14 protein-coding genes and 1 pseudogene are annotated in these 12,589 nt (G+C 65.6%); 9 read left to right on the top strand and 6 right to left on the bottom strand.

What is annotated here, in order from left to right; translation table 11 throughout:
* Positions 1-6 precede the first annotated feature (6 nt).
* From ASG62_RS21240 to ASG62_RS25970, 3 genes and pseudogenes are all read left to right on the top strand, one after another.
* Positions 7-717 carry a class I SAM-dependent methyltransferase gene (locus tag ASG62_RS21240; RefSeq protein ID WP_056690053.1) on the top strand — a complete coding sequence of 237 codons (711 nt, stop codon included), beginning with the start codon at positions 7-9 and terminating at the stop codon, positions 715-717.
* A complete protein-coding gene (locus ASG62_RS26770; RefSeq protein ID WP_156382289.1) occupies positions 699-1,007 on the top strand; it encodes a hypothetical protein in 309 nt (102 codons plus the stop codon). Before ASG62_RS21240 ends, ASG62_RS26770 begins: the two co-directional genes overlap by 19 nt.
* A gap of 166 nt (positions 1,008-1,173) precedes the next feature.
* Positions 1,174-1,614 (top strand): annotated as a pseudogene (locus tag ASG62_RS25970) (DUF805 domain-containing protein); the annotation flags it as partial.
* 38 nt (positions 1,615-1,652) lie between these two features.
* Here ASG62_RS25970 and ASG62_RS21235 read toward each other — a convergent pair.
* Positions 1,653-3,005, bottom strand: coding sequence for a cation:proton antiporter (locus tag ASG62_RS21235; RefSeq protein WP_244487464.1), 1,353 nt, complete (start codon positions 3,003-3,005; stop codon positions 1,653-1,655).
* Positions 3,006-3,215: 210 nt separating this feature from the next.
* Here ASG62_RS21235 and ASG62_RS21230 point away from each other — a divergent pair, with 210 nt between their 5' ends.
* Together ASG62_RS21230 and ASG62_RS21225 are read left to right on the top strand one after the other, a co-directional pair.
* Positions 3,216-3,653, top strand: coding sequence for a DUF4112 domain-containing protein (locus ASG62_RS21230; RefSeq protein ID WP_056690050.1), 438 nt, complete (start codon positions 3,216-3,218; stop codon positions 3,651-3,653).
* Between the two features lie 110 nt (positions 3,654-3,763).
* Positions 3,764-4,690, top strand: coding sequence for a manganese catalase family protein (locus tag ASG62_RS21225; protein WP_056690044.1), 927 nt, complete (start codon positions 3,764-3,766; stop codon positions 4,688-4,690).
* Positions 4,691-4,728: 38 nt separating this feature from the next.
* Here ASG62_RS21225 and ASG62_RS21220 read toward each other — a convergent pair whose 3' ends face one another.
* From ASG62_RS21220 to ASG62_RS21210, 3 genes are all read right to left on the bottom strand, one after another.
* Positions 4,729-5,208 (bottom strand): PIN domain-containing protein, encoded by a 480-nt coding sequence (locus ASG62_RS21220; protein WP_056690041.1) that lies wholly within the window; start codon positions 5,206-5,208, stop codon positions 4,729-4,731.
* A 3-nt stretch (positions 5,209-5,211) separates the two neighbouring features.
* Complete coding sequence (locus ASG62_RS21215; RefSeq protein ID WP_056690038.1) at positions 5,212-5,487, bottom strand: hypothetical protein; 276 nt, start codon at positions 5,485-5,487, stop codon at positions 5,212-5,214.
* A gap of 72 nt (positions 5,488-5,559) precedes the next feature.
* Positions 5,560-6,777, bottom strand: coding sequence for an alanine racemase (locus ASG62_RS21210; protein ID WP_056690035.1), 1,218 nt, complete (start codon positions 6,775-6,777; stop codon positions 5,560-5,562).
* Between the two features lie 126 nt (positions 6,778-6,903).
* Here ASG62_RS21210 and ASG62_RS21205 point away from each other — a divergent pair, with 126 nt between their 5' ends.
* Both ASG62_RS21205 and ASG62_RS21200 read left to right on the top strand, forming a co-directional pair.
* Positions 6,904-7,839, top strand: a complete 936-nt coding sequence (locus ASG62_RS21205) for a DMT family transporter (RefSeq protein WP_082536976.1) — start codon at positions 6,904-6,906, stop codon at positions 7,837-7,839.
* Positions 7,836-9,095, top strand: coding sequence for an amidase (locus tag ASG62_RS21200; RefSeq protein ID WP_056690029.1), 1,260 nt, complete (start codon positions 7,836-7,838; stop codon positions 9,093-9,095). The genes ASG62_RS21205 and ASG62_RS21200 overlap by 4 nt, the downstream gene beginning before the upstream one ends.
* A 520-nt stretch (positions 9,096-9,615) precedes the next feature.
* Here ASG62_RS21200 and metF read toward each other — a convergent pair.
* The gene (metF, locus tag ASG62_RS21195; protein ID WP_056690027.1) at positions 9,616-10,542 is read right to left on the bottom strand and encodes a methylenetetrahydrofolate reductase [NAD(P)H]; all 927 of its coding nucleotides are present in this window, start codon (positions 10,540-10,542) and stop codon (positions 9,616-9,618) included.
* A 32-nt stretch (positions 10,543-10,574) separates the two neighbouring features.
* Positions 10,575-11,573 carry an ArsR/SmtB family transcription factor gene (locus ASG62_RS21190; protein WP_056690757.1) on the bottom strand — a complete coding sequence of 333 codons (999 nt, stop codon included), beginning with the start codon at positions 11,571-11,573 and terminating at the stop codon, positions 10,575-10,577.
* 114 nt (positions 11,574-11,687) lie between these two features.
* Here ASG62_RS21190 and ASG62_RS21185 point away from each other — a divergent pair, with 114 nt between their 5' ends.
* Positions 11,688-12,221 carry a tRNA (N6-threonylcarbamoyladenosine(37)-N6)-methyltransferase TrmO gene (locus ASG62_RS21185; protein WP_056690024.1) on the top strand — a complete coding sequence of 178 codons (534 nt, stop codon included), beginning with the start codon at positions 11,688-11,690 and terminating at the stop codon, positions 12,219-12,221.
* Positions 12,218-12,559, top strand: coding sequence for a DUF2293 domain-containing protein (locus ASG62_RS21180; protein ID WP_056690021.1), 342 nt, complete (start codon positions 12,218-12,220; stop codon positions 12,557-12,559). The genes ASG62_RS21185 and ASG62_RS21180 overlap by 4 nt, the downstream gene beginning before the upstream one ends.
* Positions 12,560-12,589 lie beyond the last annotated feature (30 nt).

Below are 12,589 nucleotides of genomic sequence, written 5' to 3'. Positions count from 1 at the left end.
TGAGCGATGGAAGACGGCTGGAACGAGTCGGCGGAAGGTTGGATCGAGGCTCAAGGCGTCGATGGCGACTGGGGCCGTCGCTTCGTCCTGGACCGGCCCATGATGGCACGCGTGACCGGTCGAGACTTTATCGACGCCATCGATATCGGCTGCGGCGAAGGCCGATTTTGCCGGATGCTGCGCAGGAGCGGTCTCCGCCCCGTCGGGATCGATCCGACGGCGGAGCTGATCGAACGGGCTCGCCGGCTCGATCCGGACGGCGACTACCGTATCGGAAAAGCGGAAGCACTGAATGTTGCGGATCAATCCTTCGATCTCGCGGTCAGCTATCTTTCCCTGATCGACATCCCCGATCTTCCAAGGGCCATTTCCGAGTTCAATCGGGTGCTTCGTCCCGGCGGCACTTTGTTGATCGCCAATTTGCAAAGCTTCAATACGGCTGGTCCGCCCAAGGGCTGGACGCGCGAAGCCGATGAAACGCAGCGTTTCTACATTGATGACTATCTCGACGAACGTGCGCAGTGGGTTGAGTGGGGTGCCATCAAAGTCCTCAACTGGCACTGGCCGCTGAAAACCTACATGAAGCTTCTACTGGAAGCGGGCTTGCAACTTCGACATTTCGACGAACCAGAGCCGGTTGAGGCAGAACAATCCCAAACCGACCGCTACCGCCGGGCGCCGTATTTTCTCATCATGGAATGGCAAAAGCCGTCCTGAACGATGGCGCCTCAACCGCGGTGCAGGAAGTCCGCGACCCGACCGTCGCATACGACGGAACACAAATGCCGCAGACTGATTTTGACCGAACGGCCCACGAACCTTTCACTCTCGTCTGCTATCGTCGTCCGATGAGCAACATCCACAAGTTCGAACCCCGCAAGCCGAAGCCAGCGCCCGCCAAGCCGAAGCGCGACACGGCGAAGCGAAACGCCCTCGTCGTCATCATCGGCGTCGCCGTTCTGGTCGTAGCGTCGATGCTGTTGAGCTCGTTCGGAACTGAGATGTAAACTTGCTAGGATGAACGGCGGCAGATGTTCCGTTACACTTACGATGACATCTTGCTAGGCTTGGCGTCGTAGAAACCCGGGGCCAATTATGCCGGACGCCATCCTTCCGTTGAAGCGCTATTTCGACTTTTTCGGGCGCTCGCGTCGACGGTAATTTTGGCTTTGGGTTCTGCTGTACTTCGTTATTTCGCTGGTTTTGCCCACGGTGGATTTGATCGCAGGACTTGGCGGCGCCGTAGACACGCAAGTCGCGGCGAACGCGACATCTTATACGCTGAACGGTGGTCTTCTCAGTAAGATCTGGTTATTTGGAACTCTACTGCCCAGCTTTATGGTTACGGCGCGCCGTCTGCACGATAGCGAACGAAGCTCTTGGTGGATTGCACTTCCTTTAGCACCCATTTTTATCGCAAACTCCAGCCTACCTTTTTACCTTATTGGTTCGGAAATGCCGTCTACCGAAGGCGAAATTCTCAAACTAACAATCTATCTGGGCGGTTTTGCGCTTATCAGTCTTGTGTCGGCGATCATATTTCTTGTTTTTCTCTGCCTCGAAGGTACACCGGGCACAAATCGCTACGGGCCCAATCCAAAAGATCAAAAGTAACTCGCCGCGGCGGTGGCCGGCGTACAGACCGTTTGATTTCAAGTTCCTTCTGCGTGCACCCGCCCCGCCTGCCGCCTGCGCCGAATGGCCCGCCGCAGCGCGCGCCGCCGGATGTTCAGCCGGTGCGCCCAGTCGCCCAGCGCATCGACGCTTCGCACGGCCCGGCCGCGTTCAAAGGAGAGTTCCGCCAGCGCCCGCCTGAACTCGACGATGCCGAAGCGGGCCTCGTTGTCGATCATGCGCATCAGCGACATCCAGGCGGGCGAGACGAGGAGCGTGATGGCCGTCACCGCGATGGCGAGGCGGTAGACGTCGTCGCCGATGGCGCCGGACGCGAAGGCGGCGGCGGCGATGATGAAGGAGAACTCGCCGATCTGCGCCATGGAGAGCCCGGCCTCCAGCGCGGTCCGGCGGGGCAGGCCCGCCATGCGGATGAGAAGGATGTTGAAGGCCGTCTTCGCCATGATGACGAAGATCGAGGCGAGGAGGACGAGCTTCCACTCCTCCACAATGAAGGACAGATCGATCAGAAGGCCGATCGACAGGAAGAAGACGACGAGAAGCAGGCTCTGGATCGGCTCGATCACCGGGATCACCCGCCCCCGCAGCGTGGAGGAACCGACGATCAGCCCCGCGATGAACGCGCCATAGGCGGGCGACAGACCCGCGACGCCGGAGAGCGAAGCCAGAGCCAGGCAGAAGGCGAGCGAGCCGAGGACGAGGATCTCGACATTGTTCTCCACCGCCGCCGCAAACGAGGGCCGCAGCTTCGGCCGCCGGCCGAGATAGCGCAGGAGCAGCGCCAGCACTCCGACCGCGCCGACGATCTTCAGCGCGATCATCGGCCAGCCGATCTCGGCGGTGCCGCCGAGCGCGGTGGCGAGGATGAGCATCGGCACGACGGCGATGTCCTGCGCGATCAGGACGCCGACCGTGATGCGCCCGACATCGGTGCGAAGCTCGCCGATCTCGGCCAGCATCTTCATCGCGACCACCGTGGAGGAGAGCGCGATGATGAAGCCGAGGATGATGGCTTCGGATAGCGTAGCGGTCGAGATCGCCATCAGGCCGAAGGTGATGGCCATGGCCGCGCAGAGCTGGCCGCCGGCGATCTGGAGCGCGGGCTTCAGCGTCTGCACGAAGGCCTTCAGCGACAGTTCCATGCCGATGAAGAAGAGCAGAACCACGACGCCCATCTCGGCGAGCGCGGAGACGTTCTCGGAGTTGTCGATGACGCCGAAACCCGTCGGCCCCAGCGCGATGCCGGCGAGGATGAAGCCGATCATCGGCGGCAGCTTCAGCTGCATGAGAAGCAGCCCCGACGTCACCGCGACGACGGTGACGAAGGCGATCTCGACCAGTCCGGTCGCATGTCCGGCTGCCTGTTCCAATCCGATCCCCCGCCCCTGCCGCGGCCCTGGAATCGGTCGCTGCGGCCATGGAGGGCAGGACTGCGGCTCCTTGATGGTGCCGCCCTGTGCGGTGCAAAAAATCCGTCGGAAAGGCCGGGGTCTTTCGCAAGGCGAACGGTCTTCCCATATGATTTCCAGACGCCGGCCCAACCCCCGGCGCGATGCCGGAAAGGTCCTTCGAGAAAGACGATGGTCTACAGCACCACCGCCGACGCCGTCCCCGAAGCCGCGTTCTCACGCTCCGAGCGCATTCGCCGCCTGAAGCGGATCAGCCGCCTCGCTCGGCTCATGGACACGGCCATCCGCGTGCCGGTCATCGGCGTGCGCTTCGGCGCCGATTCCGTCATGGGCCTCGTCCCCGGCATCGGCGACGCGGCCGGCGGCCTGATCGGTCTCTTCATCATCAACGAAGCGCGCAAGCTCGGCCTGCCCCGGCACAAGATCATGCGCATGGTCGGCAATGTCGGCCTCGACGTCGCGGTCGGCTCCGTGCCGCTCCTCGGCGACGTGTTCGACGTCTACTTCAAGGCGCACAAGCGCAACGCCAACATGATCCTCGACCACTTCCCCGATCACCGGGCGGATCTCGATCCCGAGCTTCTGAAGGACATCACGCCGAAGCGCTGAGGCGAGGTTCCGGGCTGCCGAAAGCTCATGTCGGTAGCTGCCAACAGCCTTAGTCAGGAACGCTTAAGTTAACGACCCGTTCGGATAGGACCACAGCGAAAGGTCCTTCCATGTTCATGCGAGTCGACAAGCTCCAGGCCGAGCTTCCTGCGCCGAAACGGGCGGATCCGAACGCGGCGGCCGCGCTTCAGGAACTCCTGGGCGGCAAGTACGGCGAAATGTCCACGCTCGGGAACTACATGTTCCAGAGCTTCAATTTCCGCTCCAAAGACAAGCTGAAGCCCTTCTACAGCCTCGTCGCCTCGATCACGGCGGAAGAGCTCGGCCATGTCGAGCTCGTCTCGAACGGCGTCGCCATGCTGGCCAACGGGCCGGACAAGCCCAAGGGCGACGAGAAGGACGGCGGCGACATTTCCGGCGCGCCCTTCGAGGACATGAAGGACATCCGCCTCGCGGCTGCCTTCCTCTCCGGCGGAGGCGGCGCGATGCCGGTGAACTCCAACGGCGCCTCCTGGAACAACGACTTCATCACGACGACGGGCAATGTCGTCGTCGATCTCCTGCACAACTTCCATCTCGAATGCGGCGCGCGCCTGCACAAGCTGCGCGTCTACGAGACGCTGACCGATCCGACGGGTCGCGAGGTCTGCGGCTATCTCCTGGTGCGCGGCTCGGTCCATGCGCATGCCTATGCGCTGGCTCTGGAGAAGATCACGGGCGTCAAGATCAAGGACTTCCTGCCGACGCCGAACATTCCGCTCGACAAGATCCCCGAGTGCCAGAAGTATCTCGACGAAGGCTCGCATCGCCGCCTCTATACGTTCAGCCCGAACGACTACAAGGAGATGGCCGGCATCTGGGGCAATGGCGAAGTCGCTCTGCCGAACGATCCGCCGGGCGAGCTGGAAGTCGTCGACGGCATGCCGGAAGGCGGCAAGATCCACCAGCTGACGGGCGTGCCCTCGGCCTTCACCCCGGACTACGCGCCGGAGGAAATGTTCGAGATCGCGCAGAAGCTCTACAAGGCGTCTCGCTGATCCCAGCAAACGATGGGCGAGGCGCTCGGCGCCTCGCCCTAAAAACCGGCAGATAACTGCATCTCGTTCTCTTGCAGATGCGCGAAGCTGACGGCGACGAGCCCCTTCTGCATCGCCTCCAGGTAGAGCGGGAGATCGGCCGTTAGCAGAACGCGGTCGTGATTCAGGATTGCGAGTAGACCGGCATCCGTCAGTCCCAGCGACCGAAATTCCGCGGATGGAGCGATGTTCACGGACGGGCTGTAGATCTCCTCGCAATGCAGGATCAGCCGCCGGAGCGAAGCGGCAATCTCCGACTTCATCGGTTCGGAAATCTGACGTGTCAGGTTGGACGTTTCTGTGAGCACATTGACGCTGCAGATGAGGCTTCGGAACCGATCGACCACGCGGCACAAGAGATCATGGTCCTCCGACCGATAGGCCGAAAGGCGCTTGTGGCGCTCGATGTAGCCGCGATCGGCATTGCCGACGACCAAGAGAACCGCAAGCTGGGTATCGAGAACAAGCGCCTTGCGCACCGCTCAGTTCAGCTCTCGCAACTTCACCGAGATGATCGCGCCATCCTCATCGCGCACCTTCACGACACGGTAGTGCCTGTTGGCCAAGGCATCGGCCCCCAGGAGGTTGGAAAGCCCGCGGCGATCGTCCCAGGGACGGGAGAATCCGAGGGTAATGTGCCAGACCCGCTCGTCGTCGCTGTACTCGATTTCTTCAAGCCCGAGATTTTGAATCGATTCACCGACGAACAATTCGGCTATGCCCCGTTTGGCGGAACTCACGGCTTCGGCTGGACGCATCGTAGGGCCCTTCTGTTCGGTCGCTTCAGATTTGGGAGAAAGCCGGCTCCGACGCAAGATGATCTCCCGCCCCTACTCCCCCATCGTCTCCAGGCTCGCATATCCTTCCGCCTTGCCGGGGTCGAACGGGGTCGTCACCTCGACGAACGTGTCGGGATAGAAGCCGTTGAAGCGGGTGCGAAGGGAGAGGGAGTAGGCGCCGATATGGCCGATCTCGATCCAGTCGCCGGTGTCCACCGTCTCGGGGAGCCAGAAGGGCCGGGAGAGGATGTCGACGCTGTCGCAGGTCGCGCCGCAGACGCGGAAGGGGGCGATGGTCTTCGGGTCGCCGTTGCGCCGGGTGCGGGCGGGATCGGGGATGAAGCGGGCGGGCAGCGTGATCTTGCCGGTCCAACTGTCGGATAGCGAGGCCCAGATTCCGTCGTTGATGTAGAGCCGGCGGCCCTTGCGCAGAAGCACGCGCACGATCAGCGAGAAGGCGCGCGCCACCACGACGCGGCCGGGCTCGGCGACGAGCGCCATGTCCTGGAAATCATGGGCTTCGATGTCGCCGCGAAGGCGCGACATGATCTGGCCGAGGCCCGGCATTTCGGGCTTCTTCGATTTCGGATCATGGCCGTATTCGGCGGGAAAGCCGCCGCCGACATCGAGCCCCGCCAGCGGAACGCCGGCCCGCGAGCGCACCCAATAGGCCGAGCGCAGCGCCCGCTCGTAGGTCTCGGGGTCCTCGATCTGCGAGCCGACATGGAAGCAGACGCCGACCTTGAAGCCGATATTGTGGCAGCGCTGGAGAAGCTCGACCGCATGGGCGGGCGCTGCGCCGAACTTCTTGGACAGCTCGTAAGCCGCGCTGCCCTTGGTCTGCAGGCGGATGAAGAGCGTGATGGTCGAGGGATCGAGATCGAGCGCGCGCACGATGCGCAGGATCTTGGCGACCTCGTCCTCGTGGTCGAGCGACAGGATCCGGATGCCGTAGGTCTCCAGCGCGAGCCGGATGTCGGACTGTGCCTTGACCGGGTGCATGTAGAGCATCTCGGCCTTGGGCGCGACGGCGCGCACGGCCGCGAACTCGCCGGGCGAGGCGACGTCGAAGATCCTCACGCCCGCCTCCGACAGGGCTTTCAGCACCATCGGCTCGCCATTGGTCTTCACCGCATAGGCGGTGTCGCCGGGAAAGGCTTCCATGAAGGCCTTGGCGTCCTCCTTCAGGACGTTGGGGCGGAAGCAGTAGACCGGCACGTCCGGCCGCAGCGCCAGGGCCGCATCCTTGGCCGTCTCGAAAATCTGCATCGGTGTTTCTTCAACCTTGCGCGAGGGGATCGGGCGGTCTCAGTCGCGAAGCGCCCGCACCTTTGGAAAACGGGTGGCATGCGAGGGCGTCATCTGCAACACCGGAGACCAAAGGAGCGCCTTGCGATGACCATCCAACCGACCGCCCCGCCTTCCATGAGCGGGCGCTCCTGGGCACTCCTCTTCGTGCTGGGCGGGCTCTGGGGCGGGTCCTTTTTCCTGACGCAGATCGTCATCCGCGAACTGCCGCCGCTTCCCCTCGTCGGCGCCCGGCTCGGTCTCGCCGCTCTGGCGCTTCTCGTCTACCTGCGCCTGCGCGGCATCTCGTTCGCGCCCCTGCGCCAGCGCGCGGGCGACTTCCTGATCCTCGGCCTTCTCAACAATGCCGTGCCCTTCCTTCTGCTCGCGATCGGGCAGACGCGGATGGGCGGCGGGCTCGCCTCGATCCTCAACGCCACGACCCCGCTCTGGACGATCCTCGTCGCGGCCATCGCGACGTCGGACGAGCGGCTGACCGGCCGCAAGCTCGCGGGCGTCATGCTCGGCATCGTCGGCGTCGCGGTGCTGGTCGGACCGGAGGCCTTCGGGACCGGTCATAGCGTTCCGGTCTACGCCTTCGCGGCCATTCTCGCGGCGACGTTCTGCTATGCGCTGTCCGGCGTCTTCTCCCGCCGCTTCAAGGGCGTTCCGCCGGCCGTCGTGGCGACCGGGCAGCTTTGTGCCTCCGGCCTGATGATGATGCCGCTCGTGCTCGCGGTCCATGGCCCTCTCGTCTACGGGGATCTCAGCGGCGGCGGCGCGGTCGCGCTCCTGGCGCTGGCTCTCGGCGCCACGGCGCTCGCCTTCATCCTCTTCTTCCAGATCGTGGCCGCGGCGGGCGCGACGAACGCCTCGCTCGTCACGTTCCTGGTGCCGGCCAGCGCCATCCTTCTCGGCGTGTTGTTCCATGGAGAGGCGCTGACGGCGGGCGAGGTCGGCGGCTTCGCGCTGATCCTGGCAGGCCTTGCCGCGATCGACGGGCGCATCGCGCGCCTGATCCACGCCCAGGCCGTCGCCCGATGAGCGCCCTCACCCTTCGCCAGCGCCTCTCCGCCATCGAGACGGGAGCCCTCTCGGCCAGCGCGTCGATCGCGGAATTCGCCGAGCGCGTCGATGCGGCGGATGGCGACATCCGCGCCTTCGTGCGCCGCGCGCCGGCCGAGACGCTCGAAGCCGCGCGCCATGCCGCGGGGCCGCTCGCCGGCATCCCGCTCGGCATCAAGGACATCTACGACACCGCCGACATGGCGACCGAGCATGGCTCGCCGATCTATGCCGGCCATCGCCCGCGCGCCGACGCGACGCTCGTCGCCATCGCGCGCGAAAAGGGCGCGTTCATCGCGGGCAAGACGGCGACGACGGAGTTCGCCTATCTGACGCCGGCCAAAACGCGCAATCCCCGCGATCTCGCGCACACGCCCGGCGGCTCCTCGTCCGGCTCGGCGGCTGCGGTCGCAAGCGGCATGGTGGCGGGCGCCTTCGGCTCGCAGACGGCGGGCTCGATCATCCGCCCCGCCGCCTTCTGCGGCGTCGCCGGCTACAAGCCGAGCTTCCGCCTTTTGCCGACCGTCGGCATGAAGAGCTTTGCCTGGTCGCTCGACACGGCCGGGCTCTTCGCCCCGACCGTGTCCGACGTCGCCCTGCTCGCCGCCCTCCTGACGGGCCGCGCGCTCGACGTGGAGCCGGTCGAGGCGCGGGACCTGCGGATCGGCATCTATCGCTCCGGCGCCGACGATGCGCTGTCGCCCGAGATGGCGGAGGCCGTTTCGCGGGCTGGGCGCCTCATGGAGCGCGCAGGGGCGAGTCTGATCGATGTCGCGGAGACGGAAACGCTGGCCGCGGCGCGTCTGGCGCAGCCGCTGATCCAGTCCTACGAGGGGGCGCAGTCGCTGGCGCATGAGCGGCTGATCGAGGGCGCTCGGCTGAGCGAGAGCCTGCGGCAGGCCCTCGCCGAGGGCGCGGCTCTCTCGCCGGAGCGCTACGACGAGGCCCGGCGCGCCGCGCGGCAGGGGCGCAAGGCGGCGACCGCCCTCTTCGAGGAGGTCGATGCGCTGATCGCGCCGTCGGCGCTCGGCGCCGCACCCGCCTCGCTCGCCACGACCGGCGATCCCGCCATGAACCGGCTCTGGACCGTGACGGGCAATCCGTGCGTCAACGTTCCAGGTTTTCAGGACGAAGACGGCCTGCCGCTCGGCATCACCCTCGTCACGCGCTTCGGCCGGGATCGGGCGGCCCTCTCGATCGCCGACCTGCTGGAGCGGCTCCAGCGGCCCGACTGAACCTTGTCCACAACAAGGCGATGGAATATTTTGGCGTCATTTTGATCATTTATGGCAAGCCATGCCATCAATGTCACCACTATGAGCATAGCATCCCGCGAACGATCACGGATTGAGATAAGCCGTCATATCCCGTGCGGTGCAGCATGAATTGGATCTTTACCTATCTGAACGGTGGGTTAACGTGTTGGGCATGAAACGTGAGGGAAACACGATGCTCATTTCGCGATCCCTGAACCTCCTGATGATCTCGGCCGCCTTCGTTTTCGTCGGCGCCATGGTCCTGGGGGTCCTGCCGTAGGGCTTTCGCAGCCCGTCCATCGGCGATCCAGATCGATATCCGAAAGGCCGGAGCGGAAACGCTCCGGCCTTCGCCGTTTATAGGGTTGCGAGGCAAGAGCGTCCGCCCTGGCGCCCCCTCGGATGTTCGAACGCTGAGGCTCGCGACTTCGAACATCGAGCGGAGTTAGAAAGGCGCTTGGGGCGAGCCGCTTCCCGTCTCGGGGAAGCGGACGCCGGTTCAGGCGGCGGCCGCCGTGCCCGCTCCGGCCACGCTTGCCGCCGGCTCGCCGGTCTTGGGGCGAAGGCCGAGAATGTGGCAGATCGAGTAGACCAGATCGGCGCGGTTCATCGTGTAGAAGTGGAAATCGTCGACGCCGCGCTCGACGAGATCGAGCACCTGCTCGGCGCAGACGGCGGCCGCGACATGGCTGCGGGTCTGCGCGTCGTTCTCCAGTCCCTCGAAGCGCTCGGCCAGCCAGGTCGGGATCGTGGCGCCGGTGGCGGCGGAGAAGCGCGCGACCTTCACGAAGTCGTGGATCGGCACGATGCCGGGCACGATCGGGATATAGATGCCCGCCTTGCGGACGCGCTCGACATAGCGCTCGTAGAGATCGTTGTCGAAGAAGAACTGGGTGATCGCCCGCGTCGCGCCATTGTCCACCTTGCGCTTCAGGAGATCGATATCGGTGGCGAAATCGGCGCTTTCGGGATGCTTTTCAGGATAGGCCGAGACGGAAATCTCGAAATCGTCGATGGCGCGCAGGCCCGCGGCCAGTTCGACCGCGTTCCGGTAGCCGCCGGGATGGGCGACATAGGCCGCGCCCGCGCCGGCCTGGCTGTCGCCCCGCAGCGCCACGAAATGGCGAACGCCCGTGTCGCGATACTGCCGGACGACGGCATCCACCTCCTCGCGCGAGGCATCGACGCAGGTCAGATGGGCGGCGGGCGCAAGGTCCGTCTCCTTCAGGATGCGCGAAACCGTGTGATGCGTGCGCTCGCGCGTGGAGCCGCCCGCGCCGTAGGTGACGGAGACGAAGCTCGGCGAGAGCGGAGCGAGCCGCTCGATCGCAGCCCAAAGCGTCTCCTCCATCTTGTCCGATTTCGGCGGAAAGAACTCGAAGGAAACGCGGATATCCTTGCCGGACGAGGGCGCGCGACGGGCCATGGGGCGTGCTTTCTTGCAGAGGGTCGAGTTGTCTAGACGGCGATAGAAGACGCGATCTCGGCCGCAGGGCGGCGGTCCCGCGCGAACCAGATCGTGACGGTCAGGCGGTCGGGCTCGGCCGAGCCGGGTCCGAGGCGATCGACGGAGAGGAGGTCGAGACCGGCCTCCTCCAGGATCGCGGAAAGCCATTCCTCGCTGAAGCCGAGGCGCAAGTGCGCGTGCTCGTTGCGTAGGAATTCCAGATGATGCGGGGCGAAGTCGACGACGGCGAGCCGGCCGCCCGGCGAAAGCACCGAGGCCGCCTCGCGGAGCGCGGCGGCGGGATCGTCGAGATAGTGCAGCACCTGATGCAGCGTCACGAGATCGAAGGCATCGCGCGGCACGGGCAGCCGATAGCAGTCGCCGAGGCGCACCGTGGCATTGGCGATGCCGCCGGCCTCGAGCTTGGCCCTCGCCACCTGCAGCATCTCGCGCGAGGCATCGATGCCCGTGGCGCGGCCGCTGCGGCCGGCCAGAAGCTCGAGCAGACGGCCCGTGCCGGTTCCGATGTCGAGCAGGCGCTCCACCGGCGCCTCGCCGATCCGGTCGAGCAGGCGGCGCTCGACATCGGCATCGGGCGCGTGGAGAAGGCGGATGCGGTCCCAGCTTCCGGCATTGCGCGCGAAATAGTCGGCCGCCCGCGTCGCGCGGTCGCGGCGCACGGCCTCCAGGCGCTCGGCATCGCGCCGAAGCGTCGCGTCCTCGCCGTCCACCCGCTCCAGCAGCCGCTCGACGAGATCGGCGACGGCCGCATCGTCGGCGAGGCGGAAATAGGCCCAGGCGCCCTCCTGGTAGCGCATCAGGATCTTCGACTCGACGAGAAGCTTCAGATGGCGCGAGATGCGCGGCTGGGACTGGCCGAGAATCTGGACGAGATCGGTCACGGTGAGATCGCCGACGGCCAAAAGACGCACGAGCCGAAGGCGCGTCGGCTCGCCCAGCGCCTTCAGCGCATCGACGGCGCGTTCGAAATCGAGATGGGAAGACGACATGGGAGCCCGCTGAACCATATAAAGATATCTTTATATGGTTTTCCGACGAGCGATCAAGCCCCTTCGTGCGGCCGGCGCTTGACGGAGCCCTGCCAAGACGGGCGAAGTCGCCGGATGACGACACCCTTACCCCCGGCCCCGTCCTCGATCCGCCCCGGCGAGGTGCCGTTCACCCTCGATCCCGCCGGCGCCGACGATGCGCGCCTCGCCTTCATCGGCCGCGTGCGCTCGTTCCATCGCTCGCGTGCGGAATGTCCGAAGAATCTCCGCGAGGCCCGCGAGCGCGGCGGGCCGGCCCATGTCGAGATCGCCGAGGCCTTCCGGCCGGCGCTGGCGGGCCTTGCAGCCGGACAGGCGGTGCATCTCCTCACCTGGCTCGACGGAGCGCGACGCGATCTCGCCCTCCAGACCCCGCGCCATTCCGCCGAGCCGCGCGGCACCTTCGCCCTGCGCTCGCCCGTCCGGCCGAACCCGATCGGGCTGCATCTCGTGCGGATCACCACGCTCGACATCGAAGCGGGCCTCGTCGGAATCGATGCCATCGACGTGCTGGACGGTACGCCACTTCTCGACATCAAACCTTATTTCGAGAGCGTGGACGTTCCGCCTCCCCTGCCCGAACGACCCGCCGGCGACGAGGCGAGATGACGACCAAGCGCCAGCAGGCGATCGCGAAATATCTCACGCTGACCATCCCGCGCGTCCCCTTCTTCGACGCGGAGGCCATTCGCGAGGCCGCGGGCGCGCGGCGCATGAAGGATCTGCCGCCGGCCACCGCGCTCTGGCTGGCGACGATCGCCTATATCCGCCATGCCCATACCGACTACGACACGCTGCTCGACGAAGGCTACGGCCGGGACGCCGCGCGCTTCTTCGTCGTGGACGCGATCAACGAGACCCTCGACCGATGGGGGGCAACCCGGCGCCTGGAGCCGGAGCCGGACGAGGAGAGCGGCGAGAGCGAGCCCGACGCATCCGGCGACTGATCTTCGCCGAAGGACAAGCGGAGCGCAGGG

This window comes from Aureimonas sp. Leaf427, from assembly GCF_001425485.1.
Classification (GTDB): Bacteria; Pseudomonadota; Alphaproteobacteria; order Rhizobiales; family Rhizobiaceae; genus Plantimonas.
This window is presented reverse-complemented; position numbering and strand designations above follow the sequence as displayed.